20 protein-coding genes are annotated in these 23,265 nt (G+C 72.1%); 14 read left to right on the top strand and 6 right to left on the bottom strand.

Annotation, left to right across the window (positions count from 1 at the left end):
- The first annotated feature begins 362 nt into the window (after positions 1 to 362).
- The 5 genes from AB0E98_RS10525 to AB0E98_RS10505 all read left to right on the top strand — a co-directional run bounded on the left by AB0E98_RS10525 (position 363) and on the right by AB0E98_RS10505 (position 5,373).
- The gene (locus tag AB0E98_RS10525; protein ID WP_361701517.1) at positions 363 to 1,892 is read left to right on the top strand and encodes a molybdopterin molybdotransferase MoeA; all 1,530 of its coding nucleotides are present in this window, start codon (positions 363 to 365) and stop codon (positions 1,890 to 1,892) included.
- Entirely contained in the window at positions 1,889 to 3,004 is a 1,116-nt protein-coding gene (locus AB0E98_RS10520) for a potassium channel family protein (protein WP_361700973.1), read from the top strand. The genes AB0E98_RS10525 and AB0E98_RS10520 overlap by 4 nt, the downstream gene beginning before the upstream one ends.
- 90 nt (positions 3,005 to 3,094) lie before the next feature.
- The gene (locus AB0E98_RS10515) at positions 3,095 to 4,072 is read left to right on the top strand and encodes an NAD(P)H-quinone oxidoreductase (protein ID WP_361700971.1); all 978 of its coding nucleotides are present in this window, start codon (positions 3,095 to 3,097) and stop codon (positions 4,070 to 4,072) included.
- A gap of 118 nt (positions 4,073 to 4,190) precedes the next feature.
- Entirely contained in the window at positions 4,191 to 4,715 is a 525-nt protein-coding gene (locus AB0E98_RS10510; protein ID WP_361700968.1) for a hypothetical protein, read from the top strand.
- Positions 4,716 to 4,812: 97 nt separating this feature from the next.
- Entirely contained in the window at positions 4,813 to 5,373 is a 561-nt protein-coding gene (locus AB0E98_RS10505; RefSeq protein ID WP_361700965.1) for a bacterial proteasome activator family protein, read from the top strand.
- Between the two features lie 139 nt (positions 5,374 to 5,512).
- Here AB0E98_RS10505 and AB0E98_RS10500 read toward each other — a convergent pair whose 3' ends face one another.
- On the bottom strand, positions 5,513 to 7,258 hold the full coding sequence (locus AB0E98_RS10500; RefSeq protein WP_361700962.1) for a protein kinase: 1,746 nt from the start codon (positions 7,256 to 7,258) through the stop codon (positions 5,513 to 5,515).
- A 360-nt stretch (positions 7,259 to 7,618) separates the two neighbouring features.
- Here AB0E98_RS10500 and AB0E98_RS10495 point away from each other — a divergent pair, with 360 nt between their 5' ends.
- Complete coding sequence (locus AB0E98_RS10495) at positions 7,619 to 9,253, top strand: protein kinase (RefSeq protein ID WP_361700959.1); 1,635 nt, start codon at positions 7,619 to 7,621, stop codon at positions 9,251 to 9,253.
- A gap of 78 nt (positions 9,254 to 9,331) precedes the next feature.
- Here the strand turns inward: AB0E98_RS10495 and AB0E98_RS10490 are convergent, their stop codons facing one another.
- From AB0E98_RS10490 to AB0E98_RS10480, 3 genes are all read right to left on the bottom strand, one after another.
- Positions 9,332 to 10,399, bottom strand: a complete 1,068-nt coding sequence (locus AB0E98_RS10490; protein ID WP_361700956.1) for a phosphotransferase — start codon at positions 10,397 to 10,399, stop codon at positions 9,332 to 9,334.
- Positions 10,400 to 10,414: 15 nt separating this feature from the next.
- Complete coding sequence (locus tag AB0E98_RS10485; RefSeq protein WP_361700953.1) at positions 10,415 to 10,864, bottom strand: pyridoxamine 5'-phosphate oxidase family protein; 450 nt, start codon at positions 10,862 to 10,864, stop codon at positions 10,415 to 10,417.
- A 100-nt stretch (positions 10,865 to 10,964) separates the two neighbouring features.
- Positions 10,965 to 11,624 (bottom strand): response regulator transcription factor, encoded by a 660-nt coding sequence (locus AB0E98_RS10480; protein ID WP_361701515.1) that lies wholly within the window; start codon positions 11,622 to 11,624, stop codon positions 10,965 to 10,967.
- 364 nt (positions 11,625 to 11,988) lie between these two features.
- Between AB0E98_RS10480 and pdhA the strand changes: the two genes are divergently transcribed.
- The 6 genes from pdhA to AB0E98_RS10450 all read left to right on the top strand — a co-directional run bounded on the left by pdhA (position 11,989) and on the right by AB0E98_RS10450 (position 18,849).
- Complete coding sequence (pdhA, locus tag AB0E98_RS10475; RefSeq protein ID WP_361700950.1) at positions 11,989 to 13,134, top strand: pyruvate dehydrogenase (acetyl-transferring) E1 component subunit alpha; 1,146 nt, start codon at positions 11,989 to 11,991, stop codon at positions 13,132 to 13,134.
- A 2-nt stretch (positions 13,135 to 13,136) separates the two neighbouring features.
- The gene (locus AB0E98_RS10470) at positions 13,137 to 14,117 is read left to right on the top strand and encodes an alpha-ketoacid dehydrogenase subunit beta (protein WP_361700947.1); all 981 of its coding nucleotides are present in this window, start codon (positions 13,137 to 13,139) and stop codon (positions 14,115 to 14,117) included.
- Positions 14,118 to 14,138: 21 nt separating this feature from the next.
- Positions 14,139 to 15,638 (top strand): dihydrolipoamide acetyltransferase family protein, encoded by a 1,500-nt coding sequence (locus tag AB0E98_RS10465; protein ID WP_361701514.1) that lies wholly within the window; start codon positions 14,139 to 14,141, stop codon positions 15,636 to 15,638.
- 294 nt (positions 15,639 to 15,932) lie between these two features.
- Entirely contained in the window at positions 15,933 to 16,751 is an 819-nt protein-coding gene (locus tag AB0E98_RS10460) for a helix-turn-helix transcriptional regulator (protein ID WP_361700944.1), read from the top strand.
- Between the two features lie 98 nt (positions 16,752 to 16,849).
- Positions 16,850 to 17,512, top strand: a complete 663-nt coding sequence (locus AB0E98_RS10455) for a GntR family transcriptional regulator (RefSeq protein ID WP_361700941.1) — start codon at positions 16,850 to 16,852, stop codon at positions 17,510 to 17,512.
- Positions 17,513 to 17,571: 59 nt separating this feature from the next.
- Complete coding sequence (locus tag AB0E98_RS10450; protein WP_361701513.1) at positions 17,572 to 18,849, top strand: MFS transporter; 1,278 nt, start codon at positions 17,572 to 17,574, stop codon at positions 18,847 to 18,849.
- 14 nt (positions 18,850 to 18,863) lie between these two features.
- On the opposite strand, the gene AB0E98_RS10445 is transcribed toward AB0E98_RS10450, so the two are convergent.
- Complete coding sequence (locus tag AB0E98_RS10445) at positions 18,864 to 19,694, bottom strand: maleylpyruvate isomerase family mycothiol-dependent enzyme (RefSeq protein WP_361700938.1); 831 nt, start codon at positions 19,692 to 19,694, stop codon at positions 18,864 to 18,866.
- 178 nt (positions 19,695 to 19,872) lie between these two features.
- Here AB0E98_RS10445 and AB0E98_RS10440 point away from each other — a divergent pair, with 178 nt between their 5' ends.
- Complete coding sequence (locus tag AB0E98_RS10440) at positions 19,873 to 20,685, top strand: carbon-nitrogen family hydrolase (protein WP_361700935.1); 813 nt, start codon at positions 19,873 to 19,875, stop codon at positions 20,683 to 20,685.
- Between the two features lie 64 nt (positions 20,686 to 20,749).
- The gene (locus tag AB0E98_RS10435; protein ID WP_361700932.1) at positions 20,750 to 22,561 is read left to right on the top strand and encodes an NHL domain-containing thioredoxin family protein; all 1,812 of its coding nucleotides are present in this window, start codon (positions 20,750 to 20,752) and stop codon (positions 22,559 to 22,561) included.
- Positions 22,562 to 22,630: 69 nt separating this feature from the next.
- Here the strand turns inward: AB0E98_RS10435 and AB0E98_RS10430 are convergent, their stop codons facing one another.
- Positions 22,631 to 23,257, bottom strand: a complete 627-nt coding sequence (locus AB0E98_RS10430; RefSeq protein WP_361700930.1) for a DUF4232 domain-containing protein — start codon at positions 23,255 to 23,257, stop codon at positions 22,631 to 22,633.
- Positions 23,258 to 23,265: the final 8 nt, after the last annotated feature.

Below are 23,265 nucleotides of genomic sequence, written 5' to 3'. Positions count from 1 at the left end.
CGGAGGAGGCGCTGGCGCTGCTTGCCGGGGAGCGGCGGGATGCGTCTTGGGTGCCGCGGGGCGGTCGTCCGGCCGAGGCGGCTCAGGCGGCCGTCGCGGCCGAGGAGGCGTCCCGGGGACGGGACGGGCGGTTCCGCTTCGACTTCGACGCGGATCCGTTCGCGGAGCCGTTTGTGCCGCCCGAGGGCGAGCGGGGGGTGGTGGACGCGGGGCGGCTGGATGTGCCGTTCGCGGGGGTGCGGTTTTACGACACGTTGTTCGCCCCTGACCCTCCCCTTCCCGAAACCGGGGCTGCGCCCCGGACCCCCTCCGCGCCGGCCGCCTCGATCCCCGCGCCCGGCCAGGAGCCGGACACCCGGCCCCTGGCCGTGCAGGGCTCCGTACGCCGTTCCGGCGCTCCGGCTTCGCCCGCTGACCAGCCCGATGCCGATGCGGCCGATCGCGGTCGTGCCGCGGCCAAGCCGAAGAAGCGCCCCGCGTCCGCCAAGCGGCGTCGGGCCGCTGTCGCGCCCGTAGACGCCGAGTCGGCCGATCCGTCCCGTGCGGCCACCGCCGCAACGGACTCCGCGACCGCCGGCGCCGACCCCGCACCCCAGGAACCCACCCCCGCACCCGCACCCGAGGAACCCACACCCCCCTCCCCCTCCCACCACGAAGCCCGTCCCGGGCATTCGGCCGTCACCCCCTGGGACGTCGCGCGGAACGTAGCCCGACGGGCAGCCGGGCGGAAGGAAGAAGCCGCTCGGACGGTGGCGCTCGATCGGGCTGTGGGGCAGACGCTCGCCGGGGCGTTGGTGGCGCTTACCGATCTGCCCTCGTTCGACTCCTCCGCGATGGACGGCTGGGCCGTCGCCGGGCCCGGGCCCTGGCGGTTGCCCGACAGCCGGAACCATTCCGGCAGCCGTCCCGGCAGCCATCCCGGCATCCTCGCCGGGCAGGGCGGTGATCTGCGGCTGAGCGACGGCGAGGCCGTCGCGATCGCCACCGGGGCCCGGGTGCCCCCCGGTGCCACCGCCGTACTGCGGAGCGAGCACGGCGTCGTACGTCCGCACGGAGAGCTGTACGCCGACCGGCACCTGACGCAGGGGCAGGACGTGCGGCCCCGGGGGCAGGAGTGCCGGGAGGGGGACGAGTTGTTGCCCGCCGGGGTCGTCGTGACGCCCGCCGTGGTCGGGCTGGCGGCGGCCAGCGGGTACGACGAGGTGCCCGTCGTGCCACGGCCCCGGGTCGAGGTGCTCGTCCTCGGGGACGAGCTGCTCCGCGAGGGGCTGCCGCACGACGGACGGATCCGGGACGCGCTCGGGCCCATGCTCGGGCCCTGGCTCGCCGCTCTCGGCGCCGAGGTCGTGGCGACGCGCCGCCTCGGCGACGACGCCTCAGTGCTGCGCACCGCGCTGGAGGCGTCGGACGCCGATCTCGTGCTGACGACCGGCGGCACGGCCGCGGGGCCCGTCGACCACGTGCGCCCCACGCTGCGCCTGCTGGGCGCCGAGCCCCTGGTCGACGGGGTCGCGGTGCGCCCGGGGCATCCGATGCTGCTCGCGCGCCTCGCGCCCGGCCGTCATCTGGTGGGGCTGCCCGGCAACCCCCTCGCCGCCGTCGCCGGTCTGCTGACGCTGGCCGAGCCGCTGCTCCGTACGCTCGCGGGCCGCCCCGCGCGGCGCCCGTGCCGGGCCCCGCTCACCGAGGACGTACCCGGCCACGCCACCAGCACCCGGCTGGTGCCCGTGGTCCGTACGTCCGACGGGTACGCCCGGCCGCTGCGCTTCCACGGCCCCGCCATGCTGCGCGGCCTGGCCGCTGCCGACGCGCTGGCCGTCGTACCGCCGGGCGGGCCGGGCCCGGATGGTGAGGCCGAACTCCTCGCCCTCCCCTGGGAGGGCGACCGGTGAAGCTCCCCGAGCACGACGCGCAGCGCGACGCCCAACGTGAGGCCCAACGCGAGGCCCAGCAGGACGGCCGATCGCGCGACCAGCACGCCACCGACTCCCGTGTCCGTCTGCCCCGCTACACCGTGGCCCCGATACGGCAGGTGGGCCGGCGACTGCTGCTCGCGCTGCTGGTCATGGTCGCCACCGTCGCCATCGTCTACGGCGACCGCGGCGGCTATCACGACAACGCCGACGGCAGCGTCGACTTCCTCGACGCCGTCTACTACTCCACCGTCACCCTGTCCACCACCGGATACGGCGACATCGTCCCGTACAGCGACAGCGCGCGGCTGTCGAACATCCTGCTCGTGACGCCGCTCCGTGTCCTTTTCCTGATCATCCTGGTCGGCACCACCCTCGAGGTCCTCACCGAGCGCACCCGTGAGCAGTGGCGGCTGGCCCGCTGGAGGTCCGCCTTGCGCGAGCACACCGTCGTCGTCGGCTTCGGCACCAAGGGCCGTTCGGCCGTACAGGCCCTCTGCGCGGGCGGGCAGGCCCGGGAGAGGGAACGGATCGTCGTCGTCGACCCCAACCCCAAGGTCGTCGAGTCGGCCACCGCCCTCGGCTACGCGGGCGTCATCGGCGACGCCACCCGCAGCGACGTCCTGCTGCGTGCCGAGGTCCAGAAGGCGCGTCAGGTCATCGTCGCCACCCAGCGCGACGACACGGCCGTCCTGGTGACCCTCACCGCCCGCCAGCTCAACCGGGCCGCCAAGATCGTGGCCGCCGTGCGCGAGGAGGAGAACGCCCCGCTGCTGCGGCAGTCCGGCGCGGACGCGGTCATCACCAGCGCGAGCGCCGCCGGCCGGCTGCTGGGCATGTCCGTGATCAGCCCCAGCGCCGGGACGGTCATGGAGGACCTCATCCAGCAGGGCAGCGGCCTCGACCTCGTCGAACGCCCCGTGGTCAAGGCCGAGGTGGGGCGGAGCGTGCGCGACACGGACGATCTGGTCGTCTCCGTGCTGCGCGGCCACCGGCTGCTCGGCTACGACGACCCCGAGGCCAGCCCCCTGAAGGCCACGGACCGGCTGATCACGATCGTCCGGGCCCGCCCGGCCGCGGCGGACGAGTGACCGGGAGCGGGACGCGCGGCCGTACGAACGGTCGTACGAACCGCCGCGCGTCCCCCGGGAGTCGGCGGCCCCCGGAGTAGCCTCGCGGTCATGCATGCGATCACCATTCCCGTACCCGGCGGACCCGAGGCCCTGGTCTGGGCCGAGGTCCCCGACCCCGCGCCCGGCGGGGGAGAGGTCCTGGTCGAGGTCGTGGCCGCGGGTGTCAACCGCGCCGATCTGCTCCAGCGGCAGGGCTTCTACGACCCGCCCCCCGGCTCCTCCCCCTACCCGGGCCTGGAGGTTTCCGGCCGGATCGCCGCGCTCGGCCCCGGGGTGACCGGCTGGGCCGTCGGCGACGAGGTGTGTGCGCTGCTGGCCGGCGGCGGTTACGCGGAGAAGGTCTGTGTCCCGGCGGGGCAGTTGCTGCCCGTGCCCGACGGCTTGGACCTGATCTCGGCGGCGGCGTTGCCCGAGGTCACGGCCACGGTCTGGTCGAACGTCTTCATGATCGCCCATCTGCGGCCCGGTGAGACCTTCCTGGTCCACGGCGGCGGCAGCGGCATCGGCACCATGGCCGTGCAGCTGGCCAAGGCGGTCGGCGCGCGCGTCGCGGTCACGGCGGGCGGGGCGGAGAAACTGGAGCGCTGCCGGGAGCTGGGCGCGGACATCCTCATCGACTACCGCGAGCAGGACTTCGTCGAGGAGCTGCGCAAACTCACCGGCGGCATCGGCGTGGACGTCGTCCTCGACATCATCGGCGCCAAGTACCTGGAGCGGAACCTCGACGTCCTGGCCGTCAACGGCCGGCTCGCCATCATCGGCCTCCAGGGCGGCCGCAAGGGCGAACTGGACCTGGGGAAGCTGCTCGCCAAGCGCGCGGCGATCACGGCCACCTCGCTGCGCGGCCGCCCGCTCGCCGAGAAGGCCACGATCGTGGCGGCGGTGCGCGAACACGTGTGGCCGCTGATCGCGGGCGGCCGGGTACGGGCGGTGGTCGACCGCACCATGCCGATGCGGGACGCGGCGGCCGCCCATCGCGTGGTGGAGGACAGCGCGCACGTCGGGAAGGTCCTGCTGACCGTCTGACCGTTCACCCTCTTCACCCTCTTCACCCTCGTACGCGCCGCCCAGCGCGCCTCGCGCCGGGCGGCGTGTGAGGGTGGAGGGGTCCGTAGGGGGGTCTCCCGTACGGAGGCCGGCGACCATGACCACCGGATCGACCAACAGACCGCGCAGGACGGGCAGGACGGGCAGGACGTTCCTTTTCGGGATGGCGATATCGGCGGCATCGATGGCGCTGGCCGTCCCCCAGGGGGCGTGGGCGGACGAGCGGGAGCCGACGGCCCCGGCGCCCTCCGTTCCGCTCGTGGCCACGACGTCGACCACGGTGTTCCCGTCCGCGCCGTCTTCCCCCGTGGCCGGTCTGCTCGCCGGGACCGTCGCGGGCGAGGGGCGGGGGCACCCCGGCCGTACGGAGATATCCCCGTCCGCGATATCGCCGGCGTCATCGTCATCACCGTCGCTGTCCGCCCCCGCCGGGGCCACCCGGGGCGGGCGATCAGGCGGCGCGGGCCCCGGTGCCGTGCCGGGCGGCGCCGCTCACGCGCCGGGGCGGCGGGAGGCCGCCGGAGAGCCGGACCGGGTGATGCGGGTGCTCCCGCTGGGGACCGGAATGACGCTGACGGGACTGGGACTGGGCTTTATCGCGCTCCGTTTGCGGCGCAGATAGCCGGAAACACAGCGCGCTTCCATGCGCCCCCCACGGTGGATCAGGCGTGTACGAGGGCATCAAGAGGGGGAAATCACCTGTGCGAGAGAATGGCGGCATGGATATGCCGAGGAATGAACGGTCGCAGGAGAGCCCGCACGTCCTGGTCGTGGGACCGGACGGCATGGCTCTCGGCAGCGCCAGCCCCGGCGGCGGGGAGGGCGACGACGAGTCGCGCGAGGTCCCGGTGACGGAGATGGTGGAACAGCCCGCCAAGGTCATGCGCATCGGAAGCATGATCAAGCAGCTGCTGGAGGAGGTCCGGGCGGCTCCTCTCGACGAGGCGAGCCGGGTGCGCCTCAAGGAGATCCACCACAGCTCGGTCAGGGAGCTGGAGGACGGTCTCGCGCCCGAGCTGGTGGAGGAGCTGGAGCGGCTGTCGCTGCCCTTCACCGACGACACGATCCCCACCGAGGCGGAGCTGCGGATCGCGCAGGCCCAGCTCGTAGGCTGGCTGGAGGGGCTCTTCCACGGCATCCAGACCACGCTGTTCGCCCAGCAGATGGCCGCCCGCGCCCAGTTGGAACAGATGCGGCGGGCCCTGCCGGCCGGCGTCTCCATCGACGACGACCACGAAGTCCATCAGCACGGCGGCGCCCGCTCCGGCCCGTATCTGTAGTCACTTCGGCCGGGGGCCATGGACACGCGAAGGCCGCCGGGGCCATGGACACGCGAAGGCCGGTTGTCGCATGAGACGCGACAACCGGCCTTCGTGCTGCTTCACGGCTCCGTACGAGCCGTTACGAACCGTTACGGCGTCAGGAGCCCGACTCGCCCGTCGACACCGTCAGGACGAACTGGTCGGTCTTCGGGTCGAACGGGTCGCCCGACTGCGGCTGCTGGGTCATCACGGTGCCCTTGCCCCAGGTGTTCTCGTTCACCTTGTCGACGCGGTACTTCCAGCCGGCCGCCTGGAGGCACTCCTTGACCGAGTCGATGTAGATGTACTGGAAGCCCGGAGCGCTCTTCTTGGTCTTGTCCTGGAAGTTGTCGTAGGCCTTCGTGCACTTGTCCGTTTCGATGACCTTGGACTTGTCGCCTTCCTTGACCTTCGTCTGGGCACCGTTGGCGTTGCCGTTCCCGGTGCCCTTGCCCGTCCCGTTGGCGTTGCCGCCGGCCGAGCCGCCCGCGCCGCCGCCCGAGCCGCCGGTGGTGCTGCCGTTGCCGCCGCCGGGGTCGGCGGGGGCCGGGGCGGAGCTCTGGCCGTTGCCGCCCGCCTCGGTCTTGTTGTTGTCGGAGCCGCCCTTGAGAGCGAAGGCGGCGATCACACCGATGACCGCGAGCACCGCGACGACGGCGGAGCCGATGAGCACCGGCTTGTTGCTCTTGCCGCCGGAGCCGGAGCCGCCGGTGGCGCCGATAGGCGCCGAGGGAGCGGCGTACGCGGGCGCGTCCGTGTACGCGGGCGTCGGGTAGGCCTGCGGGGCCGGAGGGGGCGTGGAAGGCCCGTAGCCGCCGTTGTACGGGCTCGCGGGGGCCGGGTGGGGCTGGTACGGCGTCTGGACGCTCTGGGGGCCCGGAGCGGGCGTCTGGCCGTCCACGGGCGGGAAGACCGCCGAGCCGACGCCGGCGCCGCTGCGGGCCGGCGGGCCGCCCGCGATGATGATCGGCGCGGGTGCCGCCTGGGCGGTGCCCGCGACACGGGCGCACTCGTCGCGCATGGCCTCGGCGCTCGGGAAGCGCTCGTTCGGGTTCTTCTTCAGGGCGCGCATGACCAGCGCGTCCACGGCCGGCGGGATCGAGCGGTTGATCGTGGAGGGCGCGACCGGCTCCTCCTGGACGTGCGCGTAGGCGATCGCCAGCGGGGAGTCCGCGTCGAAGGGCAGCCGGCCGGTCATCAGCTCGAAGAGCATGATGCCGACCGAGTAGAGGTCGGAGCGGGCGTCCACGCCGCGGCCCAGGGCCTGCTCGGGCGAGAGGTACTGCGGGGTGCCGACGACCATGCCGGTCTGGGTCATGGAGGTGACGCCCGACTGCATGGCGCGGGCGATGCCGAAGTCCATGACCTTGACCACGCCGCGCTTGGTCATCATCACGTTGCCGGGTTTGATGTCGCGGTGGACCAGGCCCATCTCATGGCTGACCTCGAGCGCGGCCAGCACATCGGCTGTGATCTTGAGCGCTTTGCCGACGGGCATCGCGCCGTACTGGGCGACGTCCGCGTCGAGCACCGAGCGCAGCGGCTGTCCCTCGACGTACTCCATGACGATGTACGGCATCGTCGAGCCGTCGAGGTCGTCCTCGCCCGTGTCGAACACCGAGACGATGTTGGTGTGGGTGAGCTTGGCCACGGACTGGGCCTCGCGGCGGAAACGCTCGCGGAACGAGGACTCGCGGCCCAGCTCGGTGTGAAGGGTCTTGACCGCGACCTGTCTGTCCAGCACCGTGTCGTAGGCCAGGTGCACGGACGCCATGCCGCCCTCGCCGAGCAGGTCACGCAGCTGGTAGCGGCCCCGGCCGACAGATCGTCCCGCGTAGCGGCCCTGAGCGCCGTCCTGGCTCATGGTGTTGCTTCCCCCTCGGCCTCGGCGCACTGCCTGGCGAAACTGGCGTCGCTGGAGTGGTTTCGTGACGCGCCCCGGGCGCGTTGATCCAGCTGTTCTTCGACGTATCCCGGCCAAGTCTGCCCGAGGCGCCGGGCACGTCAAGCCGCGTGCCCGTTCCGTGACCGGATGCGCGACAAGGTGTCACGGGATTTGCCTTGCTCGTACCGGTACGGGTTTGATAACCGGTCCATCCCGGACCGGGACACGTCGCAAAGCCTGTAGCGTGCCCTAGCGGAAGACTGCTTTCTCGAGTTACCCCGCGCAATCGCCTTCCGACGCGAAGCGACGGCGGCGGACCAGACACGACGGCGAGGACTGATGGCACAGACGCAGAGCGCCCAGGGGCCGTCCGACCCTGACGCCAACGGGGGCGGAATGCCCGATGCGCCTGAAATGTGGGGCAATGGAGGGCTGGTCGGTGACGGCCGCTACCGCCTGACCCACCGCCTGGGCCGCGGCGGCATGGCGGAGGTCTTCGCCGCCGAGGACGTACGGCTGGGCCGTACCGTCGCGGTGAAGCTGCTCCGCGCCGACCTCGCCGAGGACCCGGTCTCCAAGGCGCGCTTCACCCGCGAGGCACAGTCCGTCGCCGGGCTGAACCACCACGCCGTGGTCGCCGTCTACGACTCCGGCGAGGACACCGTCGGCCGCGGCGTCGTGCCGTACATCGTCATGGAGCTGGTCGAGGGCCGCACCATTCGCGACCTCCTGCTCAACTCCGAGGCGCCGCCGCCGGAGCAGGCGCTGATCATCGTCTCCGGGGTGCTGGAGGCGCTGGCCTACAGCCACCAGCACGGCATCGTGCACCGTGACATCAAGCCCGCCAACGTGATCATCACCAACACGGGCGCGGTCAAGGTCATGGACTTCGGCATCGCCCGCGCCCTCCACGGCGCGGCGTCCACCATGACCCAGACCGGCATGGTCATGGGTACGCCCCAGTACCTCTCCCCCGAGCAGGCCCTCGGCAAGACCGTCGACGCCCGCTCGGACCTCTACGCCACCGGCTGTCTGCTCTACGAACTGCTTTCCCTGCGTCCGCCGTTCACCGGTGAGACCCCGCTGTCGGTGGTCTACCAGCACGTCCAGGACACCCCCGTGGCACCGTCCCAGGTGCAGGCTTCGGTGCCGCCGGAGCTGGACGGGCTCGTCATGCGCTCCCTCGCCAAGGACCCGGACGACCGGTTCCAGAGCGCGGAGGAGATGCGCGGGCTGGTCCAGTACGCGCTCCAGATGCTGCACGAGGCGGGCAGCCACACGGGTGCCTGGAACACCGGCCCGATCGACCACGTCACCGCCGCGACCCAGGTCATGGGCGGCGTGGGCATCGGCGGCGGTGTGGGCGCCACTACGGCCATGCCGCACCCGCAGCACGGCGACACCTCGCAGCAGCCGGTGATCCCGCGCCGCCAGGGAGCCGACGACGGCGGTTTCAACGGCTACAACGGTGGCTACAACGGTGGCCGCGGCGGTTCGGGCGGCGGCAAGGGCAAGCTGTGGCTGGTCGCCGCGCTCGCGGTGGTAGCGGTCGTGGCGGGCATCGCGTTCATTCTCAAGCCGGACAAGACGAGCGGCAACAACCAGAAGACGACCTCCGACAAGGTCACCACCACCCCCAGCGCGCCCACGCCCAGCAGCGAGAAGCCCAGCAAGAAGCCTTCCAAGGGCCACTCGTCCGACACGAACACCGGCACGGGCAGCGACACCGGCGACTGGAACGACAACACCTGGGACCGCTCGCGCGAGCCCTCCGACGACTCGTCGAAGCACCCGAGCAAGCAGCCGAGCGGCAATCCGTCGCCCAACCCGTCGGGTGACAAGGACCCGTCGGCCAACCCGTCCAAGTCCCCGGACGACGGGAAGCCGCCGACCCACACGGCGGACCCGCCGGACAAGGGCACCCCGGGCGGCTCCACGCAGGGCGGCGCCGCCCAGGGCGCCGTCGGCGGCTGAGCCGACACCAACGAGGCCGGACCCCATCGGGGGCCCGGCCTCGTCCGGTGAAGGCGTCCCGCCCGTGAAGACCTCGCGTCAGTCCGTGAACGCCTCGCGCACGGACTCGTACGCGCCCGTCCACCACACCGCCAGCGCCGCCGAGGCCGGGAAGCCGGGGTCGGCGCGGTGGTCGCGCAGCTGGTAGCGCCAGCGCAGCATCCAGAAGTCGTTCAGCCGCTCCCACCACACCCGGTGCACGGCGGCGCCCAGCTCCGCCGCGTCCGCGCCGGTGACCCGGCGGTAGGCACGCGCGTAGGGACGTATCTTCGCCAGGTCCAGCGTGCCGTCCGGGCGGAGGAAGAAGATCACCGCGGCCCGTACGGCCTCCTCGGCGCGCGGCTGGACGCCCAGCCGGTCCCAGTCGACGATCGCGGCGGGCTCGGCGCCCCGGTAGAGCAGGTTGAGCGGGTGGAAGTCGCCGTGCACCCAGCCCCGGGCGGGGGTGGCGGCGGCCGGCGGGCGCCGGTGGGCGTGCAGTTCCAGCAGCGCGCGGCGCTCGACGAGGCGGTGCTCGGCCAGCTCGTCGAAGCAGTCGCGGGGGCGGCTGTCCCCGCCGCGGACCAGGCTCAGGAGCTCCTCGATCAGGGCGAAGGTGTCCTCGGGGTCGGCCGCCGCGTCCCGGGCCGCCCCGAGGCCGTGGAAGGCCCCCTCAGGGCCTTCCATGACCTGCTCCAGGGTTTTGTGCACCCGGCCCAGCAGAGCGCCCAGACGGCGCGACTGGGCGGCGGTGAGCTCGCCGCCGTCCCGGTGCCGGCCCTCGATCCAGGGGTGGAGGGCGTAGCAGCGGCCGCCGAGGACCACGACGGTCTCGCCGGCGGTGTCCGCCACGGGCGGGGCGACGGGCAGGCCGAGGGCGCCCAGCCGGCGGGTGGCCTCGTGCTGGCGGGCGATGGCGTCCCGGTCGCCGTCGAGGTGGTGCTTGAGGAAGAAGCGGCCGCGGGTTGTGGTGAGCCGGTAGCCGCGGTTGAGCAGGCCCTCGGTCAGCGTGTCGCAGGCGACGGGCTCGCCGGCCTTCTCGTAGCGGCGCAGCAGGGCGCGCAGGGTGCCGGTGTCGGGTCCGGTGTCGGCTGGGGCATCGGCATCGGTGACAAGTGAGCGCGGCACGCCCCAAATGTTAGTTCACGCTGAGTGCGCGGCTCGTCGCGCGGGTACGCCTTCGAGGTGGTGCAGGGTGATGAACTGAGGTTCTATGCACAGGTATTCGGGGACGAAGGGCGCGTCGTCGGCGGAGTGCGGGGCGCGGCCGAAGAGCCGGAGCTCCTCCGGGCCGGGTGCGAAGATCCGCGCCGTGCCGACGAACTGCACGGTCCAGACGGATTCCTCGCCCTCCTCGCGGTCGGCGAGGTTGTCGGCGCCGTACGCCACCACGCTGCCGTCGCACGCCTGGGCGTAGCCGAAACCGCCGTGCAGCCGCATGAGGACCTTGCCGTCGACGACGACGTGACGGGCGACGGTGACGAAGGGCAGGGCGCGCATGCTCACCGAGACCCTGCCGTAGGGCGTGCGGGAGAGCAGCTCGAGCGCGCGGTATTCGTCCGCCCGGTGTCCGTCGTGAGGCGCGGTTGGCATGGGCACCACTTTGCACTGCCGCCCCGCGTGGTTCGTAGGGGCCACCCGTCCCGGATGGCCGGGACCTAGGTCCCGGGCGCGCGGCCGGCCGGGCCGTTCGCTAGCGCTTCTCGGCCTGGAGCCGGGCGACATAGGCGGCGGCCTGGGAGCGGCGTTCCATGCCCAGCTTGGAGAGGAGGCTGGAGACGTAGTTCTTGATGGTCTTCTCGGCCAGGTGCAGCCGTTCGCCGATGGAGCGGTTGGTCAGGCCCTCGCCGATCAGGTCGAGGATGCGGCGTTCCTGGTCGGTGAGGGAGGCGAGGCGGTCGTCGCCCCGGGAGTTCCTGCCGTCGCGCAGCCGCTCCAGGACGCGCGCGGTGGCCACCGGGTCCAGCAGGGATTTGCCGGCCGCCACGTCGCGTACGGCCGAGAGCAGCTCATTGCCGCGGATGGCCTTGAGGACATAGCCCGCCGCGCCCGCCATGATGGCGTCGAAGAGCGCTTCGTCGTCCGCGTACGAGGTGAGCATCAGGCATTTAATGTTTTCGTCCTGCGAGCGGATCTCACGGCATACTTCTACTCCGCTGCCATCCGGAAGGCGAACGTCCAGTACGGCGACGTCCGGTCTGGTGGCCGGAATGCGCACCAGCGCGTCCGCGGCGGTTCCGGCCTCGCCCACGACCTCGATGTCCGGTTCCCCGGCGAGCATCTCGTGGACGCCGCGGCGTACGACTTCATGGTCGTCAAGCAGAAATACCGTGATTTTTCCTTGTTCGCGCACGGTGTCAGTCTTGCACGTCAAGTCTTCCCCCGCCCTTGTCCGCCGGGATAACGTGCCCCCGTTCCGTCGGCGGTTCGCAAGGCGCTGACCAGTGGATTGGCACCTCCATTGGCCCGGCTTTCTCGATTTACTTGGAAATCCAAGCAAAATCGCAGGTCAGGCGGGGTTTCGCAGGAATGCCTCGTACTGGGTAACGTGCTTATTGCAGGCCATTCGCCGGGGCAACCTGTCACGCCCGGTTCCGGCCTCGGCACACCCACCCCGTGTGCCGTCGGGGATCGAGCGAGCCTCTTCCCGCCTCACGGCGGGGAGACCCCCTCTGGCCGCCGGCGACCCCGGGGGCCGGACAGACGGAGGAGCACACGTGACCGTGGACAGCACTGCCGCGCGCAAGTCGCGACGCAGCGGCGTCAAGCGCGCCGGGGCCAAGAAGGCCACCGGCGAGCCCGAGCTCGTACAGCTGCTGACGCCGGAAGGCGAGCGGGTCGAGCACCCGGACTACTCCATCGACCTGTCGCCCGAGGAACTGCGTGGCCTGTACCGCGACATGGTGCTGACCCGCCGTTTCGACGGCGAGGCGACGACTCTCCAGCGGCAGGGCGAACTGGGCCTGTGGGCCTCGCTGCTGGGCCAGGAAGCCGCGCAGATCGGCTCCGGCCGGGCCACCCGCGACGACGACTACGTCTTCCCGACCTACCGCGAGCACGGCGTCGCCTGGTGCCGCGGGGTCGACCCCACGAACCTGCTGGGCATGTTCCGCGGCGTGAACCACGGCGGCTGGGACCCCAACGAGAACAACTTCCACCTCTACACGATCGTCATCGGCTCCCAGGCGCTCCACGCCACCGGCTACGCGATGGGCATCGCCAAGGACGGCGCGGACTCCGCCGTGATCGCCTACTTCGGCGACGGCGCCTCCAGCCAGGGCGACGTGGCCGAGGCCTTCACCTTCGCCGCCGTCTACAACGCGCCGGTGGTCTTCTTCTGCCAGAACAACCAGTGGGCCATCTCCGAGCCCACCGAGAAGCAGACCCGCGTCCCGCTCTACCAGCGTGCCCAGGGCTACGGCTTCCCCGGCGTCCGGGTCGACGGCAACGACGTGCTGGCCGTCCTGGCCGTCACCAAGGCCGCCCTGGACCGCGCCCGCACCGGCGAGGGCCCGATGCTGATCGAGGCGTTCACCTACCGCATGGGCGCCCACACCACCTCCGACGACCCCACCCGCTACCGCCGCGACGAGGAGCGGGAGCTGTGGGAGGCGAAGGACCCGATCCTGCGCCTGCGCGCCCACCTGGAGCGCGAAGGCCTCGCCGACGAGGACTTCTTCACCGAGCTGGAGAGCGAGAGCGACGCGCTCGCCAAGCGGGTCCGCGACACCGTGCGCGCCATGCCCGACCCCGACCACATGGCGATGTTCGAGCACACCTACGCCGACGGCCACGCGCTGGTCGACGAGGAGCGCGCCCAGTTCGCCGCGTACCAGGCTTCGTTCGCAGAGGAGACCAACTAGCCATGAGCGTCGAGAAGCTCACGATCGCCAAGGCGATCAACGCCTCCCTGCGGACCGCCCTGGAGACCGACCCCAAGGTCCTGATCATGGGTGAGGACGTCGGCAAGCTCGGCGGCGTCTTCCGGGTCACCGACGGCCTCCAGAAGGACTTCGGCGAGGACCGCGTCATCGACACCCCGCTGGCGGAGTCCGGCATCGTCGGCACCGCGATCGGGATGGCGCTGCGCGGCTACCGGCCGGTCGTGGAGATCCAGTTCGACGGTTTCGTCTTCCCGGCGTACGACCAGATCGTCACGCAGCTGGCGAAGATGCACGCCCGCGCGCTCGGCAAGGTCAAGCTGCCCGTCGTCATCCGCATCCCCTACGGCGGTGCGATCGGCGCGGTGGAGCACCACAGCGAGTCGCCGGAGTCGCTGTTCGCGCACGTCGCCGGTCTGAAGATCGTCTCGCCGTCGAACTCCGCCGACGCCTACTGGATGATGCAGCAGGCCATCCAGAGCGACGACCCGGTCATCTACTTCGAGCCCAAGCGGCGCTACCACGACCGCGCCGAGGTCGACACGGCCGCGATCCCCGGCCCGCTGCACGCCGCGCGCACGGTGCGCGAGGGCACGGACCTGACGCTGGTGGCCTACGGCCCGATGGTCAAGACCTGTCTGGAGGCCGCCGCGGCGGCCGCGGAGGAGGGCAAGTCGCTGGAGGTCCTGGACCTGCGGTCGATCTCGCCCATCGACTTCGACGCGATCCAGCGGTCGGTGGAGAAGACCCGCCGGCTGGTCGTCGTCCACGAGGCGCCCGTCTTCTTCGGCTCGGGCGCCGAGATCGCCGCCCGGATCACCGAGCGCTGCTTCTACCACCTGGAGGCCCCCGTCCTGCGGGTCGGCGGCTACCACGCCCCCTACCCGCCGTCCCGGCTGGAGGACGAGTACCTGCCGGGCCTGGACCGTGTGCTCGACTCCGTCGACCGCGCGCTGGCGTACTAGGGACGAGGAAGAGTCGTGACGATGACCGCTAACACCCAGCGCTTCCGTGAGTTCAAGATGCCGGACGTCGGCGAGGGACTGACCGAGGCCGAGATCCTCAAGTGGTACGTGAACGTCGGCGACACGGTCGCCGACGGACAGGTGGTCTGCGAGGTCGAGACCGCCAAGGCGGCCGTGGAACTGCCGATCCCCTTCGACGGCGTGGTGCACGAGCTGCGCTTCGGCGAGGGCACGACGGTGGACGTCGGCCAGGTGATCATCTCGGTGGACACCCAGCCCGGCGCGGGGCCCGCGGAGGAGGCCCCGGCGGCGGCCCCGGCCGCCACCGAGGAGCCCGAGCCGGAGCAGCAGGGCCGCCAGGCCGTGCTGGTCGGCTACGGCGCCGCGCCGTCCTCGACCAAGCGCCGCCCGCGCAAGGCGTCCGTCGCCGCCGCTACGGGCACGGCCGGGCCGCACGCCGGCGTCCCGGCGGAGGGCACCGGCCCGGCCGCGCCGCGCACGGCCGTGGTCGCCGCGATCCAGGCCGAGCTCAACGGGCACGCGGGCACCGCTCCGGCGGCTCCCGCCGCACCGGTTCCGGCGCCCGCTCCGGCGGCCGTCGCGCCCGCAGCGCCCGTTGGTGCTCGTCCGCTCGCCAAACCTCCGGTGCGCAAGCTCGCCAAGGACCTCGGCGTCGACCTGACCACGGTCGTACCGACCGGTCCCGGTGGGGTCGTCACCCGGGAGGACGTCCACGCCGCGACCCAGGCCGTCGCACAGCCGGCCGCCGAGGCCGTGGCGCCCGCCGCCACCCCCGTCGCCGTGCCCGTCGTGAGCGGGGCACGCGAGACACGGATCCCCGTCAAGGGCGTCCGCAAGGCCACCGCCCAGGCGATGGTCGCCAGCGCCTTCACCGCGCCGCACGTCACGGAGTTCGTCACCGTCGACGTCACCCGCACGATGAAGCTCGTCCAGAAGCTCAAGGCCGACCCCGACATGGCCGGTCTGCGCGTCAATCCGCTGCTGCTCGTCGCCAAGGCCATGCTCGTGGCGGTCAAGCGCAACCCGGACGTCAACGCGGCCTGGGACGAGGAGAACCAGGAGATCGTCCTCAAGCACTACGTCAACCTGGGCATCGCGGCGGCGACGCCGCGCGGGCTGATCGTGCCGAACATCAAGGACGCCCAGGACAAGACGCTTCCGGAGCTCTCGAGTTCGCTGTCCGACCTCGTGGCCACCGCCCGCGAGGGGAAGACATCCCCGGCGGACATGGCCGGCGGCACCCTCACCATCACCAACGTCGGCGTCTTCGGCGTCGACACCGGTACGCCCATCCTCAACCCGGGCGAGTCCGCGATCCTGGCCTTCGGCGCGATCAAGCTCCAGCCGTGGGTCCACAAGGGCAAGGTCAAGCCGCGTCATGTCACCACGCTGGCGCTCTCGTTCGACCACCGCCTGGTCGACGGCGAGCTCGGCTCCCGCTTCCTCGCGGATGTCGCCGCCGTCCTGGAGGACCCCAAGCGCCTGATCACCTGGGCGTGACCGGACGGGCATAGGGGTCCCGCGGAGATGCATTCATAGGCCATATAAAACCGCCTCGGCGGTCCGGAAAACGGACCAATGGCCAAGATGTCGCGTACAGGACAGAGGGCCCGGACACTCGCTCCTCACCCCCCTCCAGTGAGGAGAGAGCATGGCGTCCGGGCCCTCTGTCCGCATGCGGAGCGGCCTCGGGGCATCACCCTGACAGAGGGTGGAATGGCCCGTGCTGGGCAATTTACTTAAGATTGACCGACACTTGCACTGTCGGATTTGGAGGCCGCTTTGAAGGCCGCGGTGGATCGCGCGGACGACGGTGAATCCATCAGCCGTCTGCTCCGGGCCTGGCGGGGCCGTGTCGACGCGCGGACGGTCCGCGAGTTGCGCGGGCTTTTTCCCAGACCGGGGCGTCGGCTTTCGCAGGCGCACGTCGCGCGGATGACCGGCGTCAGTGAGGGCTGGTACCGCGCGCTGGAGGCCGGCCGTCGCCAGGACTTCTCCGAAAGGTTTCTGCTGAGGGTCGCCGAAGCCCTCCGGCTCAGCGAGGCGGAGACGCTCACCCTCTTCCTGGCAGTCTCCGGCCGTCGCCCGCCCGAGGCCGGGCGCGACCGCACGGACCTCCCCCGGGGCGTCCAGGCCCTGCTCCACCAGCAGGTCACCTACCCCGCCTACCTCTCCGACGGCGCCTGGAACGTCGTCGCCGCCAACGCCCTCATGGGCGAGTGGTTCCCCTGGGTCCTGCGCCCCCGCCCCAATCTGATGCGCTGGGCGCTCCTCGAACCCGAGGCCCGCGAGCAGATGCTCGACTGGGAGGACGCCTGCGCCCGCGTCTACCTCGCCATGCTCCGCGTCGCCGCCAACAGCGACCCCGGCAACGCCGAACTGCGCGCCCTCGTCCAGGAGATCCTCGACTCCGACGCCGACTGCCGCCGTATCTGGGCCGAGGAGTACGACGTGGTCGAGCACCGCGACGGCCATGTCTTCCGGCTGCGCCTGCCGTACCACGGGCACGCCGAGGTGTGCGTGACCAGCCATGTGCTGCTGCCGATACAGCGCACGGATCTGCGCTTCGTCTTCATCACTCCGGCGGACGGCTGGGCGGGCGTCCCGAGGTGACGTTTCGCCGGCGCGCCGGAGCCGGCTCCTAGACGGACGATCGTCCGTATCGCGGACAGGGCCTCATCACGCATCTGTGTTGTATCTATGCTGTGCGCATGCCGAGCGCCCCCACCGTCCAGAGCAGACGTCCCGCCGCCGCGGACCGTGTCTACGCACATGTGAAGGAAGCCGTACTGCAACGGCGTTACGAAGGCGGCACGCTCCTCACCGAAGGCGATCTGGCGCAGGCTGTCGGGGTCTCCCGGACCCCGGTGCGCGAGGCGCTGCTGCGACTGGAGGGCGAGGGGCTGCTCAAGCTCTACCCGAAGAAGGGGGCGCTCGTGCTGGCCGTGTCCGCACAGGAGATCGCGGATGTGGTGGAGACCCGGCTGCTGGTCGAGAAGCACGCGGTGGGCAAGGCCGTACCGGCCCCGCCGGGGCTGATCGCCCGGCTGGAGGAGCTGGTGGACGACATGCGGGAGCAGGCCGCGGCGGACGATCTGAACGCCGTCTCCCGCAGCGACCGCGCCTTCCACGCGGAGATCGTGCGCAGCGCCGGGAACCGCATCCTCTCGGACCTCTACGAACAGCTGCGCGACCGGCAGCTGCGGATGGGCGTGGCCGTGATGCACGCCCACCCCGACCGGATCGCCAAGAACATCGCCGAGCACACCGAGATCCTCACGGCCCTGCGCTCCGGGGACGCCACGGCGGCGACGGACATCGTCCACCGGCACGTCAGCTGGGTGCGCAACCTGGCCCGCGGGGAGACACGGTGAGCCCCGGCGGAGGCGCCGCCCCAGGACTGCCCGGCGACCCACCCGGTGGCCGCCGGGCCATGGTCGTCTGGGGCGTCGGCGTGACGGTCTACTTCGTCGCGATCATCTTCCGCACCAGCCTCGGGGTCGCCGGCATCGACGCCGCCGACCGCTTCCACGTCGGCGCCTCGGAGCTGTCGGCGTTCTCCATACTCCAGTTGCTCGTCTACGCGGGGATGCAGATACCCGTCGGCCTGATGGTCGACCGGATGGGCACCAGGAAGGTGCTCGCCCTGGGCGCGGTGCTCTTCACCACCGGCCAGTTCGGCTTCGCCTTCGCCCACTCCTACGGCGCGGCGCTCGCCTGCCGGGCCCTGCTGGGCTGTGGCGACGCCATGACCTTCATCAGCGTGCTGCGGCTGGGCGCCCGCTGGTTCCCCGCCCGCCGGGGCCCGATGATCGCGCAGGTCGCGGCGCTCATCGGGATGGGCGGCAATCTCGTCTCGACCCTCGTCCTGTCCCGGCTGCTCCACGACATCGGCTGGACCCCGGCCTTCGCGGGCAGCGCGGCCGCCGGTCTCGTGGCGCTGGCCCTGCTCCTGTTCTTCCTGAAGGACCATCCCGAGGGGTACGAGCCCGCCCCCGGCCCCCGCCCCGGCAAGGGCGCGGTGCGCGGGCAGCTCGTGGGGGCGTGGCGGGAGCCCGGCACCCGGCTGGGCCTGTGGACGCACTTCACCACCCAGTTCCCCGCGATGGTCTTCCTGCTGCTGTGGGGCATGCCGTTCCTGGTGGAGGCCCAGGGGCTGGCCAGGGGAACGGCGGGCACCCTGCTGACGCTCGTGGTCCTGTCCAACATGGGCGTCGGCCTGGTCTACGGACAGGTCGTCGCCCGCCACAACGAGGCCCGGCTGCCCCTCGCGCTCGGCACGCTCACGGCGACGGCCCTGCTGTGGGCGGCCGTCCTCGGCTGGCCCGGGGCGCACGCGCCGCTGTGGCTGCTGGTGACCCTGTGCGTGGTGCTCGGCGCCTGCGGCCCGGCCTCGATGATCGGCTTCGACTTCGGCCGCCCCGCGAACCCGCCCGAGCGCCAGGGCACCGCCTCCGGCATCGTCAACATGGGCGGCTTCCTCGCCACCATCACGACCCTGCTGGCCGTCGGTGTCCTGCTGGACGCCACCGGCGGCAGCTACCGGATCGCCTTCTGCTCCGTCTTCGTTCTTCAGGCGCTGGGGCTGTCCCGGATCCTGCTGCTGCGCGGCCCGGCGCTGCGGCGCGAGCGGGAGCGGATCGTGGCGTCGCGCGTGACAACCGTGCACGTACCGGTGCGGGACAACAAGGGCGGCGGGCTGCGCGCCTGAGGGGCCTTACGGGTTCAGGGGGTGACCGCGAACTCGCGGAGGACCGACCACGCCAGTTCCTGATCGCCTTCGGTCTTGACCCGGTCGGCCACCGACTCCGCCCGTACGCGCCCGCACGCGAGGCGCACATACGTCTCCCAGTCCAGGATCAGCGTCGCCGTGGGCCCCAGGGAGACGCTGCCGTCGATCGTCCCCCTGCCCTGCGGGCCGACCCGTACGGTGCGCAGGAACTCCAGCGGGCCGTGCACGTCGAAGGCCACCGTCGTACCGGGCCGCGCCCCCGAGTCCTGGGCCACCACCTGGGGCAGCGCCGCCAGCAGCATGTCCCGGGCGATGACGGCGGCGGGCGAGTCGAGGTTGCCGGGGACGCCCAGGGCGCGGCGCAGGTCCTGCTCATGGGCCCAGACGTCGAAGGCCCGCATGGCCAGCGTCCGTTCGAGCGTCCGCTCGCTGCCGCCGCCCAGCGGCCAGCGGACGGACGCCTGCGGGGAGCGTTGATCGTTGCGCAGCTGCCGTGACCGCCGGATGATCGTGTAATCCAGCTCGGAGGTCATCTCCGGCGCCGTGTGACAGCGCCGCACATCCACCTGGACCTCGATGTAGCGCGAGAACTCGTCGGTGACGTGCCGCAGATCGCGCGGGAGGGTGTGGATCGGCCGTGGCTCGCCCAGCATTTCGCACTCCACGCCGATGATGTGCGAGACCACGTCCCGGACGGACCAGCCGGGACACTCGGTGGCCCGGTTCCAGTCGCTCTCGGCCAGGGGTTTGACCAACTCGTGCACGGATTCGATGGATTGTGTCCAGGCGTCGATCGCGGGCTGAAGGCTGGGGTGGACTGTCACGGGCGGATCCCTCGGCGGTGCTGGGCGGCGGCTGCGGGTGACGGGCGACGGCGGGCTGCGGAGCGGGCAAGGCTGTCCGGGGCGAGCAAGGCTGTCGGGGTTCTCACTCGTTAAGTTACGCTGCGGACGGTCGCCACGGCAGAGGTTTCGTGTGACGCATGCGGAGAGTGGTGGTACTGTGCGCGCTTCCCTGATCCAGTTCGAAGTCGATCCGTTCGAAACGGTCGCCGCGCGCCGCGAGCGCGCCGCCGGACTCGTCCGTTCGCTGGGCGACAGCGATCTCGTGGTGCTCCCGGAGCTGTGGCCCGTCGGCGCCTTCGCCTTCGAGTCCTTCACCACCGAGGCCGAGCCCCTCGACGGCCCCACGGCCGAGGCCATGGCGGCCGCCGCCCGGGACGCGGGCGTCTGGCTGCACGCGGGCTCCATCGTCGAACGGGCCCCCGACGGAGCCCTGTTCAACACCTCCCTCGTCTTCTCGCCCGACGGCGCGCTCGCCCGCACGTACCGGAAGATCCACCGCTTCGGCTTCGACAAGGGCGAGGCGATCCTGATGAGCGCGGGCACCGACCCTGTCACGGTGCCCCACCCGCAGGCCACACTGGGCCTGGCGACCTGCTACGACCTGCGCTTCCCCGAGCTGTTCCGGGCCCTGGTCGACGCGGGCTCGCGGCTCTTCGTCGTCCCGGCGGGCTGGCCGGAGCGCCGCCGCGAGCACTGGACCCTGCTCGCCCGCGCGCGGGCCGTGGAGAACCAGTCCTACGTCCTCGCCTGCGGCACGGCCGGCACCCACGCGGGCGTCGAGCAGGCCGGCCACAGCATCGTCGTCGGCCCCTGGGGCGAGGTCCTGGCGGAGGCGGGCGCGGGCGAGGAGGTGCTGACCGTCGACCTGGACCCGAAGCGGGTCGACACGGTCCGTGAGGAATTCCCGGCGCTGAAGGACCGCGTCCTGGGGAATGCGCTGAAGCCGAATAGCGCTGCGCAGGCTTCATAGGACGTTAATACTTTCCGATGGTGCCTGTGGAAATCTTTCCGGCCCGATGTTGTTGGATGGACACATGGCTTCCCACGCACGCGTCCGCGCCCCCGAACTCATCGGAAAGGGCGGCTGGCTGAACACGGGCGGCAACGCCCTCACCCTCGCCGATCTGCGGGGTCGCATCGTCATTCTCGACTTTTGGACGTTCTGCTGTGTGAACTGCCTCCACGTCCTGGACGAGCTGCGCGAGCTCGAGGAGAAGCACCGCGACACCGTGGTGATCATCGGCGTCCACTCGCCGAAGTTCGTCCACGAGGCCGAGCACCAGGCCGTCGTCGACGCCGTCGAGCGCTACGGGGTCCACCACCCCGTCCTCGACGACCCCGAGCTCGCCACCTGGAAGCAGTACGCCGTCCGGGCCTGGCCCACGCTCGTCGTCATCGACCCCGAGGGCTACGTCGTCGCCCAGCACGCCGGCGAGGGCCACGCCCACGCTCTCGCCAAGCTGGTCGAGGAGCTGGAGGCCGCCCACGCCGCCAAGGGCACCCTGCGCCGCGGCGACGGCCCCTACGTCGCCCCCGAGCCCGTCGCGGGCGACCTGCGCTTCCCCGGCAAGGCGCTGCTGCTGCCGGACGGCGGCTTCCTCGTCTCCGACTCCACCCGCCACCGGCTCGTCGAGCTCGCCGCCGACGGCGAGACCGTCGTCCGCCGCATCGGCACCGGCGAGCGCGGCCTCGTCGACGGCCCGGCCGGCACCGCCGCCTTCAGCGAGCCCCAGGGCCTCGCCCTGCTCCCCGACGGCACGGTGATCGTCGCCGACACCGTCAACCACGCGCTGCGCGCCTACGACCCGGCCACCGGCACCGTGACGACCGTCGCCGGCACCGGGAAGCAGTGGTGGCAGGGCTCGCCCACGAGCGGCCCGGCCCGCGAGGTCGACCTCTCCTCCCCCTGGGACGTCGCCTGGTTCGGCGGCCGCGTCTGGATCGCCATGGCGGGCGTCCACCAGCTGTGGACGTACGACCCCGGGACGGCCACCGTCGAGGTCGCCGCCGGGACGACCAACGAGGGCCTGGTGGACGGCCCCGCCGCCGAGGCCTGGTTCGCCCAGCCGTCCGGGCTCGCGACCTCCGCCGACGGCGAGCGGCTGTGGCTCGCCGACTCGGAGACGTCCGCGCTGCGCTGGATCGACCGCGAGGGCACGGTGCGCACCGCCGTGGGCGCCGGCCTCTTCGACTTCGGCCACCGCGACGGCGACGCCGCCCAGGCCCTCCTCCAGCACCCCCTCGGCGTCACCGCTCTGCCCGACGGCTCGGTGGCCGTCTCCGACACCTACAACCACGCGCTGCGCCGCTTCGACCCGGCGACGGGCGAGGTGTCGACGCTGGCCACGGATCTGCGGGAGCCTTCCGACGCCGTCCTCGTCGGCGAGGACATCGTCGTGGTCGAGTCCGCCCGGCACCGGCTGACGCGGCTGCGGCTGCCGGAGGAGGCGGTGCGGGTGGAGTCCATAGCGCACCGCACCCGGCGCGAGGCCACGGAGATCGCCCCGGGCACGCTGCGGCTGGACGTGGTCTTCCAGGCGCCCGCCGGGCAGAAGCTCGACACCCGCTACGGGCCGTCGACGCGGCTGCTGGTCAGCTCCACCCCGCCGGAGCTCCTCGCGGAGGGTGCCGGGAAGGGCACGGACCTCGGCCGTGAGCTGCGGCTCGCGGACGGGGTGACCGAGGGCGTCCTCCACGTCTCGGCGATGGCGGCGTCATGTGACGACGACCCGGCGAACGAGTACCCGGCGTGCCATGTCCACCAGCAGGACTGGGGCGTCCCCGTGCGGGTGGTCGCCGGCGGCGCGGACCGGCTGCCGCTGGTGCTGGCGGGGCTGGACGCTTAGCGGAGGCCAGGTGTGCGCCCCGTGTCCTCCGGCGGACGACTGACTGCTGACGGCCGGAGGACACCGGGATCACCACTTGAGGGCGGCGTCCTCCGCGTCGACCCAGTACGTCGTGCGCGCCGAGTCGTCCACGTGCAGCGGTCCGCCCGGCGCGGCCGCCGAGGACGGGTCACCCGCGAGGGGGTCACCGCCCGGCGTCTGGAAGGTGACCGACAGCTGCTTGGCGTCCCGGCCGGTGCCGCCCGAGCCGTCCGCGGCGGAGGCCAGCACCCCCGCGTAGGCCGACTTGCCCGGGGCGATCGTGACCTTGCCCTTCGGCTTGCTCTCCTCGACCGCGATGGCCGTGGCCTGGTCCTGGTCGAAGCGCAGGAACGGGAAGCCATAGGCGGTGCAGGGCGACTTGGAGGTGTTGGTCGCCACCAGCAGCACGTGGTTGACGGGCGACTTCACCGCCTTCGCCTCGATCTTCACGGTGCCGGGACCGCAGGCGTCGCCCTTGTCCTGCTCCTGGCCGTTCTCGTCGTCCGAGGTGGTCTCGCCGCCCTCGTCGTCCCCACCGGTGGCGGCGTCGGCCGCGACCTGCTCGTCCTTGGCCGCCTTGCCCTCCTCGCCGTCCGAGCCGCCACAGGCGGTGAGCGTGAGGGCGGCCGTGGCGGTGAGCGCGGCGACGGCGATCCGCAGGGTGCGGGTGGTCATGGTGCTTC

It is taken from the genome of Streptomyces sp. NPDC037389 (assembly GCF_040636475.1).
Lineage (GTDB): Bacteria > Actinomycetota > Actinomycetes > Streptomycetales > Streptomycetaceae > Streptomyces > Streptomyces hesseae.
The sequence above is the reverse complement of the archived record's forward strand: the minus strand, read 5'-3'. Positions and strand labels throughout refer to the sequence as shown.

Coding starts and splice junctions, on each gene's coding strand:
- AB0E98_RS10515 (WP_361700971.1), top strand. CDS start 3,095: ATGCATGCGATCACCATTCCCGTACCCGGCGGACCCGAGGCCCTGGTC.
- AB0E98_RS10510 (WP_361700968.1), top strand. CDS start 4,191: ATGACCACCGGATCGACCAACAGACCGCGCAGGACGGGCAGGACGGGC.
- AB0E98_RS10505 (WP_361700965.1), top strand. CDS start 4,813: ATGGATATGCCGAGGAATGAACGGTCGCAGGAGAGCCCGCACGTCCTG.
- AB0E98_RS10500 (WP_361700962.1), bottom strand. CDS start 7,258: ATGAGCCAGGACGGCGCTCAGGGCCGCTACGCGGGACGATCTGTCGGC.
- AB0E98_RS10495 (WP_361700959.1), top strand. CDS start 7,619: ATGGCACAGACGCAGAGCGCCCAGGGGCCGTCCGACCCTGACGCCAAC.
- AB0E98_RS10485 (WP_361700953.1), bottom strand. CDS start 10,864: ATGCCAACCGCGCCTCACGACGGACACCGGGCGGACGAATACCGCGCG.
- AB0E98_RS10470 (WP_361700947.1), top strand. CDS start 13,137: ATGAGCGTCGAGAAGCTCACGATCGCCAAGGCGATCAACGCCTCCCTG.
- AB0E98_RS10465 (WP_361701514.1), top strand. CDS start 14,139: ATGACCGCTAACACCCAGCGCTTCCGTGAGTTCAAGATGCCGGACGTC.
- AB0E98_RS10455 (WP_361700941.1), top strand. CDS start 16,850: ATGCCGAGCGCCCCCACCGTCCAGAGCAGACGTCCCGCCGCCGCGGAC.
- AB0E98_RS10450 (WP_361701513.1), top strand. CDS start 17,572: ATGGTCGTCTGGGGCGTCGGCGTGACGGTCTACTTCGTCGCGATCATC.
- AB0E98_RS10435 (WP_361700932.1), top strand. CDS start 20,750: ATGGCTTCCCACGCACGCGTCCGCGCCCCCGAACTCATCGGAAAGGGC.
- AB0E98_RS10430 (WP_361700930.1), bottom strand. CDS start 23,257: ATGACCACCCGCACCCTGCGGATCGCCGTCGCCGCGCTCACCGCCACG.